Genomic DNA, 20,314 nt, shown 5'->3' on the forward strand with positions numbered 1-20,314 from the left:
TTTGTGGGCCTGAGCCGCCTCGAACTGGGGTTCTGGTCCTTTCCAATCCTGCTGGGCTTGATTTTCCTGCGCGCGCCCATCGGCCTTGCCATGTTCCTGTGCGGCCTGCTGGGCTGGATCTTTGCGATGAACGGCAACCCGACGCCCATTCTGGCAAAGCTGAAGTCAGAGACCTACACCACCTTTTCCAACTATTCGCTGACCATCATCCCGATGTTCCTGCTGATGGGGCAATTCGCGACCCTGTCCGGCATGTCGAGCGCGCTTTTCAAGGCCGCCGAAAGCTTTCTGGGCCACCGCCGGGGCGGTGTCGCGATGGCGTCTGTCGGGGCCTGCGCGGGGTTTGGCGCGATCTGTGGGTCGTCTTTGGCCACCGCCGCCACGATGAGCCGCGTCGCACTGCCGGAGTTGAAACGCTACGGCTATTCGGGCGGGTTTTCGACGGCGACTTTGGCCGCTGGCGGCACGCTGGGCATCCTGATCCCGCCCTCGGTCATCCTTGTGATCTATGCGATCATCACCGAACAGAACATTGCCAAGCTGTTTCTGGCCGCCTTTATCCCCGGCATTCTGGCGGCCATCGGTTATGTCATCACCATCTCGATCTATGTGCGCCTTTATCCCGGGTCTGCCGGGACGCGCCCGGCGGTTCCCATGCGCGAACGCTGGAAGGCGCTGGCGGAAACCTGGCCCGTTCTGGTGATCTTTGTCGTGGTTGTCGGCGGCATCTATGCCGGGTGGTTCACCCCGACCGAAGGGGCGGCCATCGGCGCGGCGGGCACAGGGCTGGTGGCGCTTGTGGGCGGGAACCTGTCATGGCGCATTCTGGGCGAGGCACTGATCGGGACGGCAAAAACAACCGCCATGATCTTTTTCATCGTATTGGGTGCGGCGCTTTACAACAATTTCCTCGCGCTGTCGGGCGCGCCGCAATACCTCGCGGATTTCGTACTCGGGCAGGACTACAGCCCGTTTTTCGTGCTGTCGGTCATCCTTGTCTTTTACCTGATCTTTGGCTGCGTGATGGACAGCCTGTCGATGATCCTGCTGACAGTTCCGATCTTTTTCCCCGTCATCTCGGGCCTCGATTTCGGAATGACGCCCGAACATGTGGCGATCTGGTTTGGTATTCTCGTGCTGATCGTGGTCGAGGTCGGGCTGATCACACCGCCCGTGGGCATGAACCTGTTCATCATCAACGCAATGGACCGCGAAACGCCGATGACCGAGACCTATAAGGCCGTCATGTTCTTTGTCGGGTCGGACATCGTGCGGGTCATTCTGCTCGTCGCCTTTCCGGTCATCACGCTCTTCCTGATCCCGGCCTGAGGTCGGCGGGCTTGCGCGGTTTTGGCAGATCGTGCCTAGATAGTTATGCGGCATAACAAAAGGAACGGGCATGGGTGATACCCTGAAGATCGACGTTGACGGGGCGATTGCCGTTCTGACGATGAACCGCCACTGGCAAGCGCAACGCCATGTCCGATGGTTTGCTGGCCGAGATCGATGCATTCTTTGTCGCCCCGCCCGAAGGTGTGCGCGTGGCGGTGCTGCATGGTGCGGGTGGCCATTATTGCGCCGGTCTGGACCTGAGCGAGCACGTGGCGCGCGATGCCGAAGGAACGCTGCACCATTCGCGGGGCTGGCATGCGGTCATGGACCGCGTGCAATCCTCGGGCCTGCCTGTGGTGTCGGCATTGACGGGGGCCGTGATCGGCGGCGGGCTGGAACTGGCCACCTCGACCCATGTGCGCATCGCGGAACCAGACTGCATCTTTCAACTGCCCGAGGGGCGGCGCGGCATCTTTGTGGGTGGCGGCGCGACAGTGCGCGTGGGCCGTATCCTTGGCGCGGACCGGATGACCGAAATGATGCTGACCGGCCGCAAATACGGCACGGACGATGCAGTCGCGATGGGGCTGGCGCATTATGCTGTGGGTGCGGGCGAGGCGCTGCCGCGCGCGATGGAGATTGCTGGGCAGATTGCGGGCAACGCGCCCCTCAGCAATTACATGATGATCCAAGGCATTGCGCGCATTCATGACATGGGGCGCAGTGACGGTCTGTTTGTTGAGTCCTTGTGTGCAGCACTTGCCCAGACCAGCCCGGATGCAGTCGAAGGGTTGGCCGCCTTCCTTGAAAAACGCGCGCCGAGGTTTCGCTGATGGCGCGCCCCGATGCCATTGCGGACGGTGCAGAGGTGTCCGACGCCGCCTTGCGCGATTTTGTCGGGTATCAGATGAAGCGCGCGTTCAACGTGCTGCAGGCCGACCTCACCCGCACGTTGGAGCCGTTCGGGCTGCGGATGCTGACCTATTCGGCGCTGGCCCTGATCGTGCAGAACCCTGGCCTGCGGCCCAGCCAATTGGCGACGGCACTCGCGGTCGAACGGGCCAATGTCGTGGTCTATGTGGACCAGCTTGAGGAAGCAGGGTGGGTCATTCGCGCCCCTTCGCCTGAGGATCGCCGCGCTTATGCGTTGCAGTGCACACTGGCCGGGCGGCGGGTCTATGCGCGCGCCGAGGCTGCGGTCAAAGCACATGATGCCCGCATGTTGCACGGCCTGACCCGCGACGAGGTCGGGACGTTGCGCAAGGCATTTGCGCTGATCGAGGGGCGGGCATGACCGAGCATCTGGGGCTGCTTCCGCACAAGGTGCGCCGCGAGGATCGTGCGGATGGCAGCATTCTGCTGCATTCGGGATATCCTCTGGGTCCGGTGGATCGATCAACCGGTGTGTGGCTGGACCGCTGGGCGAACGCGACGCCTGACACGGTGTTTCTGGCAGAACGGTCGGGGGCCGGGTGGCGCTCAGTCACCTATGCCGAGGCGCGGGATCAGGTGCGCGCGCTTGCGGCTGGATTGCTGGCGCGTGGGCTGAGCGGCCCCATTCTGATCCTGTCTGGAAATTCGGTGGATCACGCGCTTTTGTCGTTGGCCGCGCAATATGTGGGCCTCGTCGCGGTGCCCGTGGCCGAACAGTACAGCCTGATCCCTGATGCGCACGGGCGGTTGAAATACGTGGCTGACCTGATCAAACCGGGGCTGGTCTACGCCGCAGATGGTGACGCCTACGCGGATGCATTGCGGTTGTTTGACTGCCCTGTGGTGTGCTCCGACGTTGGACAGAGCGGTGCGATGCCGCTTGCCAGCCTGATGCAAGGGCGCGCGGATGTGGACGCGGCGCACAAGGCCGTCGGGCCGGATACCATCGCGAAGCTGTTGCTGACCTCGGGGTCGACATCTGATCCCAAGGCGGTTGAGACAACACATGGGATGATGACGACCAATCAGGCGCAGATTCGTGATGCGTTGCCTTTCATTGAGGCGCGTCCGCCCGTTCTGGTCGATTGGCTGCCGTGGAACCACGTGTTTGGCGGATCGCACAACTTCAACCTTGCTTTGGCCAATGGTGGCACGCTCAATATTGACGATGGCAAACCGCTGCCTGCGCTGTTCCCGCGCACGCTCGAAAACCTTGGATTGGTGGCGGGTACGATATCGTTCAACGTGCCTTTCGGCTTTGCGCAACTGGCACAGGCGCTTGAGGCCGACACGGCGCTGCGGGAGACTTACTTCCGCGACCTCGACATGATCTTCTACGCAGGTGCATCCCTGCCGCAAGAGACGTGGTCCAAACTGGAACGTATGGCGCTGGACACGGCAGGTCGCATGCCTCTGATCACCTCAAGCTGGGGCCTGACCGAAACAGCGCCCGCAACTTTTCTGCAGCACGAACCGGCCAAAGGGGCAGGCATTGTCGGAGTGCCGCTGCCCGGTGTCACGGCCAAGTTGCTGGATGACGGAACAGGCCGGATGGAGGTGCGGGTGAAAGGCCCGAACATCTTTGAGCGGTATCACGGAGAATCCGGAGAAAACGGAAGAAGCCTTTGATGAAGAGAGGTTTTTCCGAACTGGAGATGCTATGCGCTTTGTCGATTCGGAGGTGATGGAGCGCGGATTGCAGTTTGACGGACGCTTGAGCGAAGATTTCAAACTGAGCACCGGGACATGGGTTCATGCAGCGCAACTGCGTTTGGAGATGTTGACCTGTCTTGGCCCGTTCGCGCAGGACGTTGTGGTGTGCGGGCATGGGCGGGACGAAGTTGGTATCTTGATCGTTCCGGGACCGGAAGCGCGGGATGGCACAAACGAAAACGGGGCGCTGCGCAGCACTGGCGCTGAGCGCATACGAGAGCGTATGCATGACATCGCATCCGTGACAACCGGGTCCGCCCGTACTGTGGTGCGCGCCCTTGTTCTGGCTGACCCGTTGGACATGGGCGCAGGCGAAGTCACGGCAAAGGGCAATATCAATTTTGCCCGGTTGCTGGAACGTCGCGCGGACCTTGTGGAGCGCCTTTATGATGACACTGACCCGGCGAGTATCGTGATATGATTGATCTGGACACCATCCGCGCCATCGACATCCACACCCATGCCGAAGAGCCATGCGGTTGCCACGGCGACGACGGCTATGACCATTTGCAATCAACCATGGCGGAGTACTTTCGCGCACCGTGGAAGCATCCACCGACTGTTCCCGAGACGGCCGCGCATTACCGCGCCCAGAACATCGCCGCGGTGATCTTTCCCGTCGATGCAGAGCGGGAAACGGGCTATCGCCGCTATGCCAATGAAGAAGTGGCCGAGATCGCAGCAGAGAATGCGGACGTTCTGATCCCCTTTGCCAGTATTGACCCTTGGAAGGGCAAGATGGGCGTGCGCGAAGCGCGGCGACTGATGCGTGATTTCGGCATCAAGGGGTTCAAGTTTCACCCGACTATGCAAGGGTTTTACCCCAACGACCGCATGGCCTATGCGCTTTATGAGGCCATCGAGGCGGAAGGCGGTATCGCGCTGTTCCATACGGGCCAGACTGGTGTTGGATCGGGGATGCCGGGCGGCAACGGGATGCGCCTCAAATACTCCAACCCGATGTATATGGACGATGTGGCAGTGGATTTTCCGGACCTGCGGATCATCCTCGCCCACCCGTCTTTCCCCTGGCAGGAAGAGGCCCTTGCCGTCGCGCAGCACAAGCCGAATGTCTACATTGATCTGTCCGGCTGGTCGCCGAAGTATTTTCCCGAGATCCTTGTGCGCTACTGCAACTCGATCCTGAAAAAGAAAGTGCTGTTCGGGTCGGACTGGCCGATGATCGCGCCGGAACGCTGGCTGAATGACTTTGAGGGCATCGATATCAAAGACGCGGTGCGCCCCGATATCCTGAAACAAAATGCGGCGCGCCTGCTGGGATTGCAGTAAATTGCGCATCATGTATGGCTTCATTGCGGCGGGATGTCGCAGGTCGCAGTATAACGCATGAACCCCGCGCCTTTGGGAGGAGACGCATGAGCAACGCTGCCAGCTATTTCGTGGACCGTCATGTGGATGAAGGGCGCGCGTTGAAAGTTGCCTTTCGCGAGGCCGAAACCGGGCGCACGCTGACCTATGGCGCGTTGTCGGACGCATCCGGGCGCGCGGCCACAGCGCTCACCACCCATGGCATTGCCCGCGAGGAACGCATGGCGATGCTGGTGCTGGATCAGATCGAATTCCCGATCCTGTTCTGGGGTGCTCTCAAGGCGGGTGTCATCCCGGTCCCGCTGAACACGTTGCTGGCCACCCCGGTCTACGACGCCATTCTGCGCGACAGCCGTGCCACGATGCTGGTGGTGTCCGAGCAGTTGTTCGATGTGGTCGCCCCCGTGCTGGCCGACAATCCATACTTGCGCAGTGTTGTCGTGATTGGCGAGGCGCAGGCGGATACGCTGGATTACGCATCGTTCATGTCGCTGGGCGCGGAACCGTTGCCAGCGTTTGAGGCCAGCGACGATGAGACCGCATTCTGGCTGTATTCCTCGGGTTCGACCGGGCAGCCCAAGGGCGTGCATCACGTGCATTCGGCACTGCGCGCGACGGCGGACACTTACGGGCTTGGCGTTCTTGGTGTGCGTGAGGATGATGTTGTGTTTTCCGCCGCGAAGTTCTTTTTCGCTTACGGTCTGGGCAATTCCATGACTTTTCCGATGTCGGTCGGGGCCACGGTCGTGATCTTTGGCGGGCGCCCGACCCCGGAAGGCATCGTGCAGATCATTGCGGATGAGCGGCCGACGGTTTTCTGTGGCGTGCCAACGCTTTATGCTGCGATGGTGGCGCATATGCAGACCAATGGGGCACCTGACGCGCCGCTGCGCGTATGTATCTCGGCGGGCGAGGCGTTGCCTGAATCCGTCGGCACCAAGTGGCACGCGCTGACGGGTGTCGACATTCTGGACGGCGTTGGATCAACCGAGATGCTGCACATCTTTCTCAGCAACGCGCCGGGCGATGTGGTCTATGGCACCTCCGGCGTGCCGGTGCCGGGATATGACGTGCGCCTTGTGGACGAGGCGGGGGTCGAGGTGGGCGTGGACGAAGTGGGTGAGCTGCTGGTGAACGGCGCATCGGCTGCTGCGGGGTACTGGAACAAGCGCGACAAGACACGCGAAACATTCGAAGGTGTATGGACGCGCACTGGTGACAAGTACGAACGCCGCGCGGACGGGCGGTTTGTGTACTGCGGGCGCACCGATGATATGTTCAAGGTGTCGGGCATCTGGGTCAGCCCGTTCGAGGTGGAGCAGGCCATTGCAAGCCACCCGTCAGTCCTTGAATGCGCTGTGGTCGCCAAGCGGGACGAGGATGATCTGGACAAGCCCAAGGCCTTTGTCGTGATGCAGGGCGACCGCCCCGACGATCTGGAAGGCGTGCTGAAAGAGCATGTGAAAGACCGCATCGGCAAGTGGAAATACCCGCGCTGGATCGAATGCGTGGACAGCCTGCCCAAGACGGCGACGGGCAAGATTCAACGGTTCAAGCTGCGGGAGGATGCGTGATGGTGTGGGGTGCAGGGGTCGTCAAGATTGCAGGCCATTCGCTTGAGTATGGGTGCTGGGGGCCAGAGCCGAGCGAGGCGCCAACGATCGTCTTGCTGCACGAGGGGTTGGGCAGCGTCGGGTTGTGGCGCACATGGCCTGCGCTGTTGGCCGAGCAGACAGGCATGGGTGTGCTGGCCTATTCCCGCGCGGGATATGGCCGGTCAACGCCGGATACCCTGCCGCGCCCACTCGACTACATGGAGCGGGAGGCGCGTGATGTGCTGGGCCCGCTGCTGGATGCGCTGGAGGTCCAATCCTGTGTCCTCCTGGGCCATTCGGATGGTGCGACGATTGCAGGCATCTATGCCGGGTCGGTGTCAGATATGCGCGTGCGGGGTCTGATCCTTTTGGCGCCCCATTTCTTTGCCGAAGCAAAGGGCATAGAGGCGATCCACGCAGCAGGTCGTGCCTATGCCGATGGCGACCTCAGGGACAAGCTGGCGCGCCATCATGACACCCCGGATGTCGCGTTTCACGGCTGGCACGATGCCTGGATTGACCCCGGTTTTGCTAACTGGAACGTGGCGGATGCAATTGATCATTGGCGTGTGCCGTCTCTGACCATTCAGGGCACAGCAGACCCATACGGCACTTTTGCGCAGGTGCACGAGGTCGAAGAACGCACCTATGCCCCGGCGGAGGTACTGGTGCTGGATGGATGCGGACACGCGCCGCATCAGGAGCGGGAGGCAGAGGTCACCGCAGAAATCGTTGCCTTTTGCGCGCGCCTCCAGCAGTTCGAAAATGCGGATGTGCACATCCCCGAAAGTGCATAAACAGCAATAAAGTGCATATATTTGGATTTCTGTGCCGCAATCCGCACTGACGCGTGGGAATGATGTAAGATACTGCGTAATCGCGCGAGAAAGAGCAGCCCTGATTTATGACCAAGATCATCGACTTTCAAACTGACCCGTCCAGATATCGCCACTGGCGCGTGGACTATGATGGCCCTGTCGCCAATCTGTTCATGGATGTGGACGAGGATGGTGGGTTGTTCGATGGCTATCAGCTCAAGCTGAACTCCTACGATCTGGGTGTGGACATTGAACTGGCTGACGTGGTGCAGCGGATGCGGTTCGAGCATCCCGAGGTAAAAGTCGTTGTGATGCAGTCGGCCAAGGACAAAGTGTTCTGTGCAGGGGCCAATATCCGGATGTTGGGGGGCGCTGCACATGCGCACAAAGTCAACTTTTGCAAATTCACCAACGAGACGCGCAACACCTACGAGGCCGCCGAAGCGGACAGTGGCCAAAAATACATCGCGGCGATCAAAGGGGCCTGTGCGGGCGGCGGCTATGAACTGGCGCTGGCGTGCAATCACATCATGCTCACCGATGATTCCTCGTCCTCGGTCGCGCTGCCGGAGGTGCCTTTGCTTGCCGTGTTGCCCGGCACTGGTGGTCTGACCCGCGTCACTGACAAGCGCCATGTGCGCCGCGATCTGGCGGATGTCTTCTGCTCGACCGAAGAAGGTGTGAAGGGCAAGCGGGCCGTGCAGTGGAAGCTGGTGGACGAGGCGGTTCCGAATTCCAAGTTTGATGCTGTTGTGGCCGAGCGCGCGCAGGAATTTGCCGCCACCTCGTCCAAGGCAGATGTGGAACAGGGCATTGCCCTCGGCCCGCTTGACAAGACAATGGCGGATGATGGGTCGGTGACTTATTCGCTGATCGAGGTTGTGGTTGAACGTGACGCACGTCGCGCGACAATCACGTTGAACGGCCCACGGGATGCTGCACCTGCTGATATGGACGCCTTTCAGGTGCAGGGCGATCAGGCCTATATGCTGCGCCTCGCGCGCGAGTTGGACGACGCGATCCTGCATCTGCGCCTGAACGAAGTCGAATTGGGGTTACTGGTGTTCCGCACGCAAGGCGATCCGGAACAGGTCTTGGCGCATGAAGCACTGCTGCTGGAAAACGCGGACCACTGGCTGGCCAATGAAGTTCTGAAATACTGGAAACGGGTGCTGAAGCGGGTCGATGTGACCTCGCGATCTATGGTTGCGCTGGTTGAGCATGGCAGTTGTTTTGCCGGTGTTCTGGCGGAACTGCTGTGGTCGGTCGATCGCAGCTATATGATGGAAGATGAGTTTGAGGGCGACAATCGCCCCGTTGCCACAGTGACCCTGAGCGCTGGCAATTTCGGTGCCTATCCGATGGGCAATGACCTGACGCGGCTGGAAACGCGGTTTTATGGTGGTGATGGAGTCGATCACATTCAGGAACGTATGGATGAGCCTTTGGAGGCTGAAGAGGCCGACGAACTGGGTCTGGTCACGGTGATCCTTGATGACATTGATTGGGAGGACGAAATCCGCATCTTTATGGAAGAGCGCGCGTCGTTCAGCCCGGATGCGATGACCGGGATGGAGGCCAACTTGCGCTTTGCCGGACCCGAGACGATGGAGACGCGCATTTTTGGCCGTCTGACTGCGTGGCAGAACTGGATATTCAACCGCCCCAATGCCGTGGGGGCCGAAGGTGCGCTGCAACGCTATGGCACTGGTGTACGCGGAAATTACGACATGGAACGTGTGTGAGGCGCGGACGCCCGCCGCCCGCAACAGAGGAGATGAAAGATGGACTTGGTTAACGTCAGCTACGATTCACAGATCCCCAACAATGTGGGGCTGTCGCAGGACCGTAAGGTGCTGAAAGCGCTGGAAAAATGGCACCCCGGTTACATCAACTGGTGGAACCATCTGATCCCGCAGAATTTTCAGGAAAGCATGGTCTATCTGCGCACAGCAGTCAGCGTGGACCCGAAGGGATGGGCCAAATTCGACTATGTGAAGATGCCAGAATACCGTTGGGGCGTGCTGCTGGCCCCGGCGGTGGAGGATCGCCGCATCCCGATGGGCGAGCACAAGGGAGAGCTTGCCTGGCAGGAGGTGCCGGGCGAATATCGCAATATGCTGAAACGGCTGATCGTGATTCAGGGCGATACCGAACCGGGATCGGTCGAACAGCAGAAATTCCTCGGCCTGACTGCGCCGTCGCTATACGACATGCGCAACCTGTTTCAGGTGAATGTCGAAGAGGGGCGGCACCTTTGGGCGATGGTCTATCTGCTGCAGAAATACTTCGGCAAGGACGGGCGCGAAGAGGCCGATGACATGCTTGTCCGCTCATCCGGCTCCGAAGAAGCGCCGCGCATGTTGGGTGCCTTCAACGAGGAAACGCCGGACTGGCTGTCCTTTTTCATGTTCACCTATTTCACCGACCGTGATGGCAAGATGCAGCTTGAAAGCCTTGCGCAATCCGGGTTCGATCCGCTGTCGCGCACCTGCCGGTTCATGCTGACCGAAGAGGCGCACCATATGTTTGTTGGCGAGACCGGCGTGGGGCGCACCATTCAGGCGACGCTTGAGGCCATGCAGGCCAACGGCATCGATGATCCTTACGACATCGACAAGATCCGCGATCTGGGGGTCATCGACCTGCCCACGATCCAGAAAAAGCTGAACCTGCATTATACTCTTTCCCTGGATCTATTTGGGCAGGAGGTCAGCACGAACGCCGCCAACGCGTTCAATGCGGGCATCAAGGGGCGCTATCTGGAGCAGCGGATCGAGGATGATCACAAGCTGCAAAACGACACCTACAAGGTCGCCAGCATCAAGGACGGGCAGATCGTGACCGAGGATGTGCCTGCCCTCACGGCCATCAACATGCGCCTGCGCGACGATTACGTGCGCGATGCAAGCGGGGGGCTGCGCCGTTGGAACAAGCAAATTCAGCGCACAGGCATCGAATTCGAGCTGAAGCTGCCGCACGAAGGGTTCCATCGCAAGATTGGCATCTTTGCCAACCAGCCCATCACGCCCGAGGGTGCGTTCATCAGCGCCGAGGAATGGGCCGCGCGCGAGGCTGAATGGTTGCCGACAAAGGCCGACGGCGACTTCATCCAGTCGCTCATGAAGCCGTGCTTTGAACCCGGAAAGTATGCAAGCTGGATCGCCCCGCCCCGTGTCGGCATCGACAACAAGCCGGGTGATTTCGAATACGTCAAACTGCACATGGCCTGAGGGAGGACACCATGCAGATCAACCGTTCGACTTTGCCTGCAAGCACGCACCAAACCCGCGCGTTTTGTGCGCTTGAATGCGATGGATGTAGAGGGATGTGTTTGTCGCTCTACATGATGTTAACGCGGGACGAGCAGGATGAGATGTGCCGCCAGTATCGGCGCGGCGCCACGCCCGTCACGCGGCATTGAGGAAAAGGATCAGGATGAAAGTAGGACTGTATTACGGGTCAGAGACCGGCAATTCCGAGATGCTGTGCGAGGACATCGAGATCGGAATTGGGGGCGGACTATGACTGCCACATCTCAAGCCTTGCAGATGTGGACCCGGGCGCGCTGTCCAAGGACACGTTCTACATCTTTGTGACGTCGACCTATGGCAACGGCGATCTGCCCTCGACCGCGCTGCCGTTCGAAGAGGCGATGCAAGAGCAGACCCCGGACCTGACCGGCGTGCGCTTTGCGATCTTTGGCCTTGGCGATCAGGTGTTTTCCGAGACGTTCAACCACGGATCGATGAAGCTGATGCAGATGCTGCTGGACCGCAAGGCCGAGATGGTTGGCGAACGCGGTCTGCACGATGCGTCCGGCTTTGATATGCCCGAGGACGTGGCGTTGCCATGGGTGAGTGGCATCATCGAACAATTGCAGGCGGCCAAAGCTGCCTGACGTGCTTGACCCGTTCATTCACGAAATCCGCGTCACGTGGGGCGATTGCGACCCGGCCCGCATCGCCTACACCGCGCGCCTGCCGTGGTTTGCGCTGGATGCGATCAATGCGTGGTGGGAGGCGCATCTGGGCGGCGATGGCTGGTATCAGCTGGAACTGGACCGCAACATCGGCACGCCCTTTGTTCATCTGAGCATGGACTTTCGCGCCCCCGTCACCCCGCGACACCGTCTGATGTGCGAAGTGTGGCCCAGCCGGCTGGGCGAGACGTCCATCACCTTTTCAATGCTGGCGCGTCAGGATGGAACCGTTTGTTTTGAAGGAACGTTTACCTGTGTGTTCGTCATTGCGGATCAATTCAAAAGCCAGCGTCCGCCCGCTGACCTGCGCGAAATCATCGCACCCCTGGTGCGCAGCGTCTGACAGCCTTGAAGCCCGGTTTTGGCGGGCTAAACCCTTCTTGAACCACTTGTAAAACAGTACATGACATCACCCAAACCTATTCCGTGCGCTTCGGTGCCACTTATTTCCCGACTTGCGACGCGCGTGCGGGCCGCTCGTCAGGACATGGGCCTGCCCCGGCGCGAATTGTCCGAACGCTCAGGCGTGTCGCCGCGTTACCTCGCGCAGCTTGAGGCCGGTGAAGGCAATATATCGGTCCTGCTGCTGCACCGTGTGGCCACTGCCCTGAACATGAAGATCGAGGATTTGCTGTCCGAAGAGGCACCGTTCGACGCCGATGTGACGCGTGTTGCACAGCTGTATGATCAGGCGCCGGTTGCTGTGCAGGGCCGCGTGCGCGCCCTGCTTGCGCCTGAGAACCCGGCCACATTGCGGGCGCAGCGCATCTGCCTTGTGGGTTTGCGCGGGGCGGGCAAGTCGACGCTGGGCCGGTTGGCTGCTGACAAGTTGAAGATCCCCTTTGTCGAGTTGAATGACGAGATTGAGGCCGAGGCAGGTATGCCCTTGGGCGAGGTCATGGCCCTGTACGGGCAGGATGGTTACCGCGCGATGGAGGCGCAGGCAATCACGCGGGTGGTCGAGCGTCACGACAAGCTGATCCTCGCGGTTGCCGGTGGCATCGTGGCGGAAACCGCAACCTTTGCCCAAGTTCTTGAGCGTTTTCACACGATCTGGATTCGCACCAGCCCGGCCGAGCATATGGCCCGCGTGCGCGCGCAGGGTGACCTGCGCCCGATGGAGGGCAACCCGGCGGCGATGGATCAGCTCAAGACCTTTCTGACCACTCGCGCGCCGCTTTATGAGCGTGCATTGGCGCAGGTCGATACGAGCACAAAGCCGGTGCAGACATCCGTCAATGAACTGCTGACCACCATTGCGACCAACCGGTTTCTGGACAGCATCGGCACCCGATGAGCCACGCAATCGCACCGCTGCAAGACGCGTTCTGGCAGGCTTGTGAGCAGATGCTGATGGATCACACGAACCCGTGGGAACTGGACGAGGCGCTGGTGGCGTGGGGCTACGGCCTTGGGCCATGCGAGGCGCAGGACCTTGTCGGGCTGGATGTGGTTTTGGGTGCACGCGCGGGGTCGACCCCAGCACCAATCCTTGGCCGCATGGTCGCCGAGGGGCGGTTGGGCAAGAAGGCCGGTTGGGGATACTACCGCTATCCCGGTGGCGGCGGTGCCGTGATCGACCCCTTGATCGAGGATCTGATCCGCGAAGAGGCGCATTTCGCCAAGCGCGTGCGCGATGAACTCGAAGGGACCGACCTGGTGGCACGGTTGCACGACATTATGCGCGCGGCCCTGCTGGCCGATCCTGCCAGTACCATCGCTCTGCTGCATTTCCCCAAGGATAGGCTTGCAGAGCTTTCTGCCGCCTAGCCGACGGCAAGCAGGATCAGCGTACCGATCCCCCAAAGCGTCATCTGGTAGTGGGTGTTCTGTGCCCCTTCGTGGCAGAACCAGTAGCAGAAATGATTGCCCACGATCAGAAACCCGGCCCAAACGGCGGTGAACAGCATCGTACCGATCATGGCGATGCTGCGTCCGGTATCGGCGCTGGCGGCGCCTGCAAGGCCCATGATCAGCGCGACCACCCCGATCCACAGGATCAGCGCGGCGACGGATTCTGCGGTGACCACCAGACGGAACGCGAATTGCTGAGTGCGCCGGTTGGTGATGGCGCGATGCGCGATGGGTGCGTAAGCCTCGGGGTACTCGGCCTTGAGCCGGGCCATCTCCATCACTTCGGCGGTGTAGGTTTCGTTGACGGAAGGGTAGAGGACGTTGTCGCGCACGCCCAATGTCAGCCACGCCGCGATCAGCGATGTGCACAGGGTCTGTGCTGCCAGAACTGTGGTTTCCATTTTCGTGCTCTTGCTTGCCGCGTCACTCAAAAGAATGGGGCCGCCCGAAACAGGCGGCCCCGATCATGTTCACCGTGCCGTCTGGATCAGGTCCAGGCGATTTGCTCGGGGCGGATTTCGAACGAGATGTGGTGATTGCCGCCAACCAGACCTTCTTTGGTGTGGTTGTAGAGCGAGCGCCAGTACGGCTGGATCGTCACCGCATCGTTCTGCAGGATGGCCTGACCTTCGGCCATCAGGGCACGGCGTGCCTCGACGTCGGCTGTGGCCAGTGCCTTTTCCAGAACGGCATCAAAGTCGGGGTTGGAATAGCCGAATTCGTTCCATGCTTCGCCAGAACGATAGGCCAGCGCCCAGATCTGAACGCCAAGCGGGCGGTGGTTCCAGTTGGTCGAGCTGAACGAATACTTGGTCCAGTCGTTCCAGAAGGTCGAACCGGGCAGGATTGTCCGTTTGACGTTGAACCCTGCATCCCGCAGTTGGGCCGCCACCGCGTCGGTGGTGTCCTTGCGCCAAGCATCGTCGATCGAGAACAGCTCGTGCTCGAAATCCATCATTCCGGCTTCTTCCATCAGCGCGCGTGCGCCTTCCGGATCGACCGTGCGTGCTGGCAGTTCGGCATATTCGGGGTGCATCGGACCAACGTGGTGGTTTTCCGCAGGTATGCCGCGCCCGGCATAGCCGAGTTCCAGCAGAACCGAGTTGTCCACGGCCATGTTGATCGCCTGACGCACGCGGGCATCCGCATAGGGCTGCTTGCCATCGACTTCGGCCAGTTGGTTGGGACGGATCACGATGGTTGCCGCGGTCACGATTTCGTTGTTCACCCAGCCGTCGAGCGTGTCGAAGATGTCGATGAATTCGCCTTCGATCGAGTAGGTCATGTCGATCTCTTCGGCTTCGGCGGCGGCCACGAAGGCGGACGGGTCGGTGCCGTAGTCGATGTATTCGACGCGGTCCATATAGGCGCCATTGCCTTCGTTCCACCATGTGTGGTTCTCGTTGCGCACAAGAACCGCCTTAACGCCGACTTCGAGCGATTCAGGCAGGTAGGGGCCTGTGCCGATGGGGCTGTCGATGCTGTCAAGCGACGTGTCCGGGTGGACGATGGCCGCAGGATAGTCGGCCATGCCCGGGATCAGCGACACGTCGGACGCTGGCAGGTTCAGTTTGACTGTGTGGCTGTCCACGACTTCGATAGCACCTTCGATGGCCTTGTCGGTGTCGGGATCGATCAAGGTCCCAAAGCGGCCCGCCATCGAGTTGCCTTCAACCGCCTTGTCGCACCATGCCGTGATGTTGCGCGCCACGTCTTCGGCGGTAAAGTCGTCGCCGTTGTTCCACTTGACGCCCTGACGGACATTCAGCGTGTAAACGGTCGCGTCGTCATTGATTTCCCAGCTTTCGAGCAGTTTGCCGGTGAACGTGCCGTCGTTTTCGTAGTGCACGAGGTATTCCTGCCAGCCGCGCGAGAAGTTCGCGATTTGCGACCAGTCATATGTGCGGGGGTCTTTCAGGCCACGGACTTCCTGCTGGATGCGGACGGTGCCGCCCATCTGGTGTCCGGCCGCCTGCGCGGGTGTCGGCAGACCAAGCATCGCGTAAGCGGTCGCGGTGGTGGCGCCGAACGCGCTGGCGATGGCCAGAAACTCGCGGCGGTTCACCGGATCAGTGCCGACCTTGGCAGCCGAATCCACCACGGATTTCGGCAGCGGTTTGCCGGTACGTGTAAAGAATGTCATTTTCTTCCTCTCTGTTGGCGGCGCAAATTCTTGTTCGCGCCTTTACCCAGCGGGTGAGTGCCCGCCGATTGGTGTTGCAGTTTCCCTGCATTACTCCGAACGCCCCATTTCTTGGGGGACGGGCGGATTTCAAACGATCAGGCGGATGGCGTCAACCCCATCACCCCCCGTCGCGGTTACACAATTACTCGATAAGACATGGGGTTCTTTGTGATTCCACGCCGTCCCAGGGTGCAAAACCGGCCTTTGGGCCCTTATACGCGTCTTCGCGACCTGTCATTGGAGGCTTTGAACGCAGTGACCCGGTTCGGTCTACGCGATCTGTATCACCCACCGCCCGGTCAGAAGGGTGGCCAGTTGGATGAACAGTGCTGGAATACGGAACAGTAGGAAGCTTGATCCTTGAGCGCATAAATACGGGTGCGTATGGAGTTGCATCCACCATTCCCTGATCGACATTGAGGACGACGACCCCGAAGCGGTTGGAAAGCGGTGTCCTGTGCATCTCAGGCCCTGCCCAGCGCTTCGATCTCGTCGGCGTCCAGATGGGCCACATCTGCCCAGAACCGTGATTTGGCGGCGTTCAACAGACCCTTGGGGTCCATTCGTTTCTTCCACGCCAGGTGGGTGTAGTCGGGTTTCAGCCCGCCGCCTTCGACGTTCCACGTGTGTGCATCGTAGACAGGAAAGCCGTTGGCCTCGTAAATCGCATTGATCTCGGCAAGCCGTTCTGCGCTCGAAAACCAGATGATCGGCAGATCGAAGGTGACGATATCGCCCCCGACCCGCGCGAATTCATGGTGCATCCAGACGTCATCGCCCAATTTCGGACGCAAGGCTTTGATCGCCTGCGGGTCCGGTGGAATGGGGCAGCCGACTTGCTGATAGGTCGCCGTGCGGTCCGCTTTCAGCACTTGCAGCGTGGTGTGATTGTAACTGAAATCATACACATGAGGCAGGCCCGCCCCTTCGCGTTCACTGTCCGTCATCATCAAATCAACATGGCCGCCATGGGTTTCGATCAGGGTGCGAAAGGCGTCGCGATCCTCGGTCGGGATCATCGAGACCAACAGGTGTTTGTCAGGTCGAATGTGCCCTTCCAGTTTCGGGCAATAGGCGCAGATGCGCGCGTCGACTGTGGTCAGCAGCTTGCGGGCGATATCGGTGGACTGCGCGATGGCGAGGCCCGTGGCATAAGTGCCCTCGTAACTGTCAAAAGTCGCAATGCACCCCACCCAGTCATGCCTTGGGACCGTGCGCAGGGTCACGTCGGTGATCACGCCGTTCAATCCCCAGGCGTGGTGGATATGCAGCGCGTCTGCGCCATCAAAGCGGCGGTTTTGCGGTCTATCCTCAACCGTCATGACGCCCAGCGAGATGATGTTGCCCGGATCGCGCAGGGCACCGTTGGCAATCGATCCGATCCCCGCGCTGCCCCCGGCGACAAACCCGCCCACAGTTGCGATGTCCTGCGTCGAGGGGAACATGGCCATTTCCTGCCCCGAAGCTGCGAGTGCCACATTGATATCGGCCATCAGCGCGCCGGCCTCTGAGCGTACCCAGCCCTCGCCGATCTCCAGCACTTTGTTCATGGCCGTGGTGTCGATGATCAACCCACCATCCATCGGGACGGACTGGCCGTAATTCCCCGTGCCGCCGCCACGCAGGACAATGGGGGCATTGTGGGCATAGGCGACGCTCAGCACGTGCGCCAACTCATCCGCCGAGGCGGGTCGCGCCACCAGATCGCCGAAACAGCGTTTGAGTTCAGCGTTGAGGATGGGGGAATACCAGAAGAAATCGCGGCTGCGCTTCTTGATTAGTACCGGTTCGGTGATGGTTTCAACCGGGGCCAATGCTGCGGCAAAGGCGGCCCAGTCGATGTCGGTCTTTCCGGACAAGGACGTCATGTCAGCGTCTCCGTGGCGGGGCGCAAGCCTGTGCGCCCCGATATGAGGGTGGCGGTATGGATGACCGCGCAGGTCAGCAGGTCGGACAATCTGGCACCGTCCACCGTCACTGGCGTGCGCCCAAGGGCGGCGGATGCGTCAGTGGTGATGGTGTTCAACCAGTCCCCCAAGGGCGGGTCCAGATGTGCGGTGACACAGGCCAGAGCGAGGGCGGCGCGTGGGTCATGTGCGCCCAGCGGGCAGAACGCGTCCGCCACATTGTCCGAACCAACGACCACTTTGACGCCTGCCGCGCGCAACTCGCGCAGCCGGGTGATACCCCGCCGGTCGGGCGTGCCGTCAGTGCGCCCCTGAAGGTACAGGTTGGTGATAGGCAAGGTGCAAATGGTGATGTTCGCGCGTGCGCATTTGTCGGCGATGCGCATGACCGCATCCGGGGTGCGGTCCATCAGGCTGACGGCGTGGCCACACAGAATTGGCCCGTCAAAGCCGCGGGCGAGGGCAGTGTCTGCAATCGCCTCCAGCCCGTTGAAATCCCCCAACCCCTCGTCCACATGGAAGTCCAGCATCAGCCCGCGCTGCGTGGCGACATCGAAAATCTGGTCAAGCCCGGCCTGCATCTTGTCGTGATCGAGTACGAATGCTCCGGCCACCCCGCCTGATGCAGATAGTGTCGCACCAACGGCGTTCGCGAACGTTGGGTCGGCCCATTGCGTGATGCCGGTCAAGGCAGCCAGTTGCAGGTCCGGCGCGTCCTGCGCACACTCTTGCAGCACTGACCAACTGAGTGGTGGGGCAGCTTTGTCGCCCCAGTCCACATGGCTGCGGATAACGCGACAGCCATTGGCGTGCGCTTCGGTCAACCCTTGGTGCGTGCGGGCGCGCAGATCATCTTCGGTCCAGTTTGCCTTGTCCTTGGTCTGCCGCTCGATTGCGGTGCGCAGATCGCCACCCACCTGGCCCAGACGCGCAATCGTGTGACACTTGTCGAGGTGGCAATGGGGTTCGACGAGGTGCGGGATGACCATCTGCGTTGCGTCGCCATTGGTTCGCCCTAGGGCGACGAGGCGATTGTCGCGGACAACAGGGGTGCCGCGCAGGCAGTCACCTTGCGGCGTGCCGCCAAAGCGCGACGGATCAGCGACAAGGGCGGTTGGCACTAGAATATCCGTCATTCGGGTGCGCCCGTCTCAAAACTGGCGAAGTCTTCGAGCCAGCGGCCAAACACGTGTGCCGCAGTGTCAAGCAGGGCGCGCCCTTTGTCAGAAGTTGCCGCCGCTGCGTTGCCCAGCGCACCGTCGCTGTTCAGATCGTCGATGATCCAGCCCGGGCGCGCGGGCTGTCCGGTCAGCCCGGTCTGGTGGCCTGCCGCCTCCCACTCCTGCATTCGGGTGGTGAAGTTCTGTGCCTGCTCCATCGCGACGAGGTCGGCGCGGGCCGCAAGCATTGCACTGGTTTCGATGTCGCCTGCATGAAGGTCATGAGCCAGTGCGGTTGGGTCAAAATCGCTGATGTCCGCAAAGGCGAACCAACTTGTATGTGCCGTGATCAACCCGTGATCTATGCGCGCGGCGCGCGCTGCAATTTCGAGTACGGCGGTATTGCCCCCATGTCCGTTGAAATAGACCAGCCGTTTCACGCCGGCCCGCGCCACGGATGCCGCGATGTCGCGCAGCACGGCGAGCAGGGTTTCCGCGCTGAAGGCCAATGTGCCTGCATGCGCTGTATGTTCGTCGCTTTTTGTGATGGTGAGCGTGGGCAGCTGAAGCGCGTGCCCGGTTGTGTGGGTGCGGGTCAGCACGGCTTCGCTCAGGGTGGTGTCCACGCAGAAGGGAAGGTGCGGCCCGTGTTGTTCTGTCGCCCCGAGGGGCAGGATGGCAATAGTGTCGGGCGGGAGTGTGTCGAGGTCGCCGCGTTTCAGTTCTGACCAAAGCGGGATCATGTTGCACCTGCAAAATATCGGTCGAGGAAGGACGTGAACCATGCGCCTTGTGCCGCATCATGTTCCAGCATCAGCGCAGCCTGTTCTTCGCGCTGTTGCACACCGGGTTCTGTGTAGCGCCCCCAGCCCTCTCCGCGTGCCTGCCAGCGCTGAAACCCGGGAATCGTCTGTTCGGGGTGGAACTGGAATCCCATGACTTTGTCACCACAGGCGAAGGCCTGATTTTCAAACAGCGGGCTGCGGGCAAGGTGGCGCGCGCCTTTGGGCAGGTCAAAGGTGTGGAAATGGGCCTGCGCGAAGTGCATCGGTTTGGGAAAGACATCTGTGCCGTCCTTGGTTGGCGACACCTCGTACCAGCCAAACTCATGATTGCCGTGTTCAGGTGCCCCAGCCCATGCGCCAAGGTGATGCGCGATCATCTGCGCGCCTTGGCACAGGCCGAGCAGTGGCACGTCCGCCTTCATCGCCGCGTCGATCATGCGGTATTCTTCCAACAGGAACGGATGCAGATCGGTGTCAGAGGCGTTGTAGTTGCCGCCGTAGATCACGACCCCGGCAAGGTCGTCGCTCACCTCGCCCAGTATGTCGCCTTTCCAAGGGCGGCGTGCATCAAGCCGGACGCCGCGCGCGCCGCACCACGTCGTTATCCTGTCGTCCATGGGACCATCCCCGTGGCGCACGCATAGCAGTCGCTTGTCCATGTCTTTCCCTTTCGGTGGAAAGTGGATGTGAGCGGCCCTTGAGATGCGAAATCTGTGCCAGA

Annotated in this window: 19 protein-coding genes and 1 pseudogene; 14 read left to right on the forward strand and 6 right to left on the reverse strand. The window is 60.9% G+C overall.

Annotation, left to right across the window (positions count from 1 at the left end; translation table 11 throughout):
- Positions 1-9: 9 nt before the first annotated feature.
- The 14 genes and pseudogenes from ACERZ8_RS08105 to ACERZ8_RS08170 all read left to right on the forward strand — a co-directional run bounded on the left by ACERZ8_RS08105 (position 10) and on the right by ACERZ8_RS08170 (position 13,472).
- Entirely contained in the window at positions 10-1,329 is a 1,320-nt protein-coding gene (locus ACERZ8_RS08105; protein WP_407594216.1) for a TRAP transporter large permease, read from the forward strand.
- A gap of 121 nt (positions 1,330-1,450) precedes the next feature.
- Positions 1,451-2,165 (forward strand): annotated as a pseudogene (locus ACERZ8_RS08110) (crotonase/enoyl-CoA hydratase family protein).
- On the forward strand, positions 2,165-2,626 hold the full coding sequence (locus ACERZ8_RS08115; protein WP_407591730.1) for a MarR family winged helix-turn-helix transcriptional regulator: 462 nt from the start codon (positions 2,165-2,167) through the stop codon (positions 2,624-2,626). The pseudogene ACERZ8_RS08110 and the gene ACERZ8_RS08115 overlap by 1 nt, the downstream one beginning before the upstream one ends.
- Positions 2,623-3,894 (forward strand): AMP-binding protein, encoded by a 1,272-nt coding sequence (locus ACERZ8_RS08120; RefSeq protein ID WP_407591731.1) that lies wholly within the window; start codon positions 2,623-2,625, stop codon positions 3,892-3,894. Before ACERZ8_RS08115 ends, ACERZ8_RS08120 begins: the two co-directional genes overlap by 4 nt.
- A 31-nt stretch (positions 3,895-3,925) precedes the next feature.
- Complete coding sequence (locus ACERZ8_RS08125) at positions 3,926-4,399, forward strand: hypothetical protein (RefSeq protein ID WP_407591732.1); 474 nt, start codon at positions 3,926-3,928, stop codon at positions 4,397-4,399.
- The gene (locus tag ACERZ8_RS08130; protein ID WP_407591733.1) at positions 4,396-5,268 is read left to right on the forward strand and encodes an amidohydrolase family protein; all 873 of its coding nucleotides are present in this window, start codon (positions 4,396-4,398) and stop codon (positions 5,266-5,268) included. Before ACERZ8_RS08125 ends, ACERZ8_RS08130 begins: the two co-directional genes overlap by 4 nt.
- An 86-nt stretch (positions 5,269-5,354) precedes the next feature.
- Positions 5,355-6,881: a benzoate-CoA ligase family protein gene (locus ACERZ8_RS08135; RefSeq protein ID WP_407591734.1), complete on the forward strand. Its 1,527-nt coding sequence runs from the start codon at positions 5,355-5,357 to the stop codon at positions 6,879-6,881.
- Complete coding sequence (locus ACERZ8_RS08140) at positions 6,881-7,699, forward strand: alpha/beta fold hydrolase (protein WP_407591735.1); 819 nt, start codon at positions 6,881-6,883, stop codon at positions 7,697-7,699. Before ACERZ8_RS08135 ends, ACERZ8_RS08140 begins: the two co-directional genes overlap by 1 nt.
- Before the next feature lie 107 nt (positions 7,700-7,806).
- On the forward strand, positions 7,807-9,465 hold the full coding sequence (boxC, locus tag ACERZ8_RS08145; protein WP_407591736.1) for a 2,3-epoxybenzoyl-CoA dihydrolase: 1,659 nt from the start codon (positions 7,807-7,809) through the stop codon (positions 9,463-9,465).
- Between the two features lie 39 nt (positions 9,466-9,504).
- A complete protein-coding gene (gene boxB, locus ACERZ8_RS08150; protein WP_407591737.1) occupies positions 9,505-10,953 on the forward strand; it encodes a benzoyl-CoA 2,3-epoxidase subunit BoxB in 1,449 nt (482 codons plus the stop codon).
- Positions 10,954-11,231: 278 nt separating this feature from the next.
- Positions 11,232-11,621, forward strand: coding sequence for a flavodoxin domain-containing protein (locus ACERZ8_RS08155; RefSeq protein ID WP_407591738.1), 390 nt, complete (start codon positions 11,232-11,234; stop codon positions 11,619-11,621).
- A 1-nt stretch (position 11,622) separates the two neighbouring features.
- Positions 11,623-12,045 carry an acyl-CoA thioesterase gene (locus ACERZ8_RS08160; protein WP_407591739.1) on the forward strand — a complete coding sequence of 141 codons (423 nt, stop codon included), beginning with the start codon at positions 11,623-11,625 and terminating at the stop codon, positions 12,043-12,045.
- A gap of 93 nt (positions 12,046-12,138) precedes the next feature.
- Positions 12,139-12,999 carry a helix-turn-helix transcriptional regulator gene (locus tag ACERZ8_RS08165; RefSeq protein WP_407591740.1) on the forward strand — a complete coding sequence of 287 codons (861 nt, stop codon included), beginning with the start codon at positions 12,139-12,141 and terminating at the stop codon, positions 12,997-12,999.
- On the forward strand, positions 12,996-13,472 hold the full coding sequence (locus ACERZ8_RS08170) for a 3-hydroxyacyl-CoA dehydrogenase family protein (RefSeq protein WP_407591741.1): 477 nt from the start codon (positions 12,996-12,998) through the stop codon (positions 13,470-13,472). The genes ACERZ8_RS08165 and ACERZ8_RS08170 overlap by 4 nt, the downstream gene beginning before the upstream one ends.
- Here ACERZ8_RS08170 and ACERZ8_RS08175 read toward each other — a convergent pair.
- From ACERZ8_RS08175 to ACERZ8_RS08200, 6 genes are all read right to left on the reverse strand, one after another.
- The gene (locus ACERZ8_RS08175) at positions 13,469-13,957 is read right to left on the reverse strand and encodes a DUF2165 domain-containing protein (protein WP_407591742.1); all 489 of its coding nucleotides are present in this window, start codon (positions 13,955-13,957) and stop codon (positions 13,469-13,471) included. The genes ACERZ8_RS08170 and ACERZ8_RS08175 overlap by 4 nt on opposite strands.
- Before the next feature lie 86 nt (positions 13,958-14,043).
- Positions 14,044-15,699, reverse strand: coding sequence for an ABC transporter substrate-binding protein (locus ACERZ8_RS08180; protein WP_407591743.1), 1,656 nt, complete (start codon positions 15,697-15,699; stop codon positions 14,044-14,046).
- A 506-nt stretch (positions 15,700-16,205) separates the two neighbouring features.
- Complete coding sequence (locus tag ACERZ8_RS08185) at positions 16,206-17,609, reverse strand: FAD-binding oxidoreductase (RefSeq protein ID WP_407591744.1); 1,404 nt, start codon at positions 17,607-17,609, stop codon at positions 16,206-16,208.
- Positions 17,606-18,784 carry an amidohydrolase family protein gene (locus ACERZ8_RS08190; RefSeq protein WP_407591745.1) on the reverse strand — a complete coding sequence of 393 codons (1,179 nt, stop codon included), beginning with the start codon at positions 18,782-18,784 and terminating at the stop codon, positions 17,606-17,608. The genes ACERZ8_RS08185 and ACERZ8_RS08190 overlap by 4 nt, the downstream gene beginning before the upstream one ends.
- Positions 18,781-19,551 (reverse strand): creatininase family protein, encoded by a 771-nt coding sequence (locus ACERZ8_RS08195; protein WP_407591746.1) that lies wholly within the window; start codon positions 19,549-19,551, stop codon positions 18,781-18,783. The genes ACERZ8_RS08190 and ACERZ8_RS08195 overlap by 4 nt, the downstream gene beginning before the upstream one ends.
- Positions 19,548-20,252, reverse strand: coding sequence for a glutamine amidotransferase-related protein (locus tag ACERZ8_RS08200; protein ID WP_407591747.1), 705 nt, complete (start codon positions 20,250-20,252; stop codon positions 19,548-19,550). Before ACERZ8_RS08200 ends, ACERZ8_RS08195 begins: the two co-directional genes overlap by 4 nt.
- Between the last annotated feature and the right edge of the window lie 62 nt (positions 20,253-20,314).

It is taken from the genome of Tateyamaria armeniaca (assembly GCF_045797845.1).
GTDB classification, from domain to species: domain Bacteria; phylum Pseudomonadota; class Alphaproteobacteria; order Rhodobacterales; family Rhodobacteraceae; genus Tateyamaria; species Tateyamaria armeniaca.

What these genes read in the sequence shown, in the direction of transcription:
- ACERZ8_RS08195 (WP_407591746.1), bottom strand. Translation starts at nt 19,551, where the DNA reads ATGATCCCGCTTTGGTCAGAACTGAAACGCGGCGACCTCGACACACTC.
- ACERZ8_RS08190 (WP_407591745.1), bottom strand. Translation starts at nt 18,784, where the DNA reads ATGACGGATATTCTAGTGCCAACCGCCCTTGTCGCTGATCCGTCGCGC.
- ACERZ8_RS08180 (WP_407591743.1), bottom strand. Translation starts at nt 15,699, where the DNA reads ATGACATTCTTTACACGTACCGGCAAACCGCTGCCGAAATCCGTGGTG.
- ACERZ8_RS08130 (WP_407591733.1), top strand. Translation starts at nt 4,396, where the DNA reads ATGATTGATCTGGACACCATCCGCGCCATCGACATCCACACCCATGCC.
- ACERZ8_RS08135 (WP_407591734.1), top strand. Translation starts at nt 5,355, where the DNA reads ATGAGCAACGCTGCCAGCTATTTCGTGGACCGTCATGTGGATGAAGGG.
- ACERZ8_RS08200 (WP_407591747.1), bottom strand. Translation starts at nt 20,252, where the DNA reads ATGGACAAGCGACTGCTATGCGTGCGCCACGGGGATGGTCCCATGGAC.
- boxB (WP_407591737.1), top strand. Translation starts at nt 9,505, where the DNA reads ATGGACTTGGTTAACGTCAGCTACGATTCACAGATCCCCAACAATGTG.
- ACERZ8_RS08120 (WP_407591731.1), top strand. Translation starts at nt 2,623, where the DNA reads ATGACCGAGCATCTGGGGCTGCTTCCGCACAAGGTGCGCCGCGAGGAT.
- ACERZ8_RS08175 (WP_407591742.1), bottom strand. Translation starts at nt 13,957, where the DNA reads ATGGAAACCACAGTTCTGGCAGCACAGACCCTGTGCACATCGCTGATC.
- ACERZ8_RS08125 (WP_407591732.1), top strand. Translation starts at nt 3,926, where the DNA reads ATGCGCTTTGTCGATTCGGAGGTGATGGAGCGCGGATTGCAGTTTGAC.
- ACERZ8_RS08140 (WP_407591735.1), top strand. Translation starts at nt 6,881, where the DNA reads ATGGTGTGGGGTGCAGGGGTCGTCAAGATTGCAGGCCATTCGCTTGAG.
- ACERZ8_RS08115 (WP_407591730.1), top strand. Translation starts at nt 2,165, where the DNA reads ATGGCGCGCCCCGATGCCATTGCGGACGGTGCAGAGGTGTCCGACGCC.
- ACERZ8_RS08170 (WP_407591741.1), top strand. Translation starts at nt 12,996, where the DNA reads ATGAGCCACGCAATCGCACCGCTGCAAGACGCGTTCTGGCAGGCTTGT.
- ACERZ8_RS08185 (WP_407591744.1), bottom strand. Translation starts at nt 17,609, where the DNA reads ATGACGTCCTTGTCCGGAAAGACCGACATCGACTGGGCCGCCTTTGCC.
- boxC (WP_407591736.1), top strand. Translation starts at nt 7,807, where the DNA reads ATGACCAAGATCATCGACTTTCAAACTGACCCGTCCAGATATCGCCAC.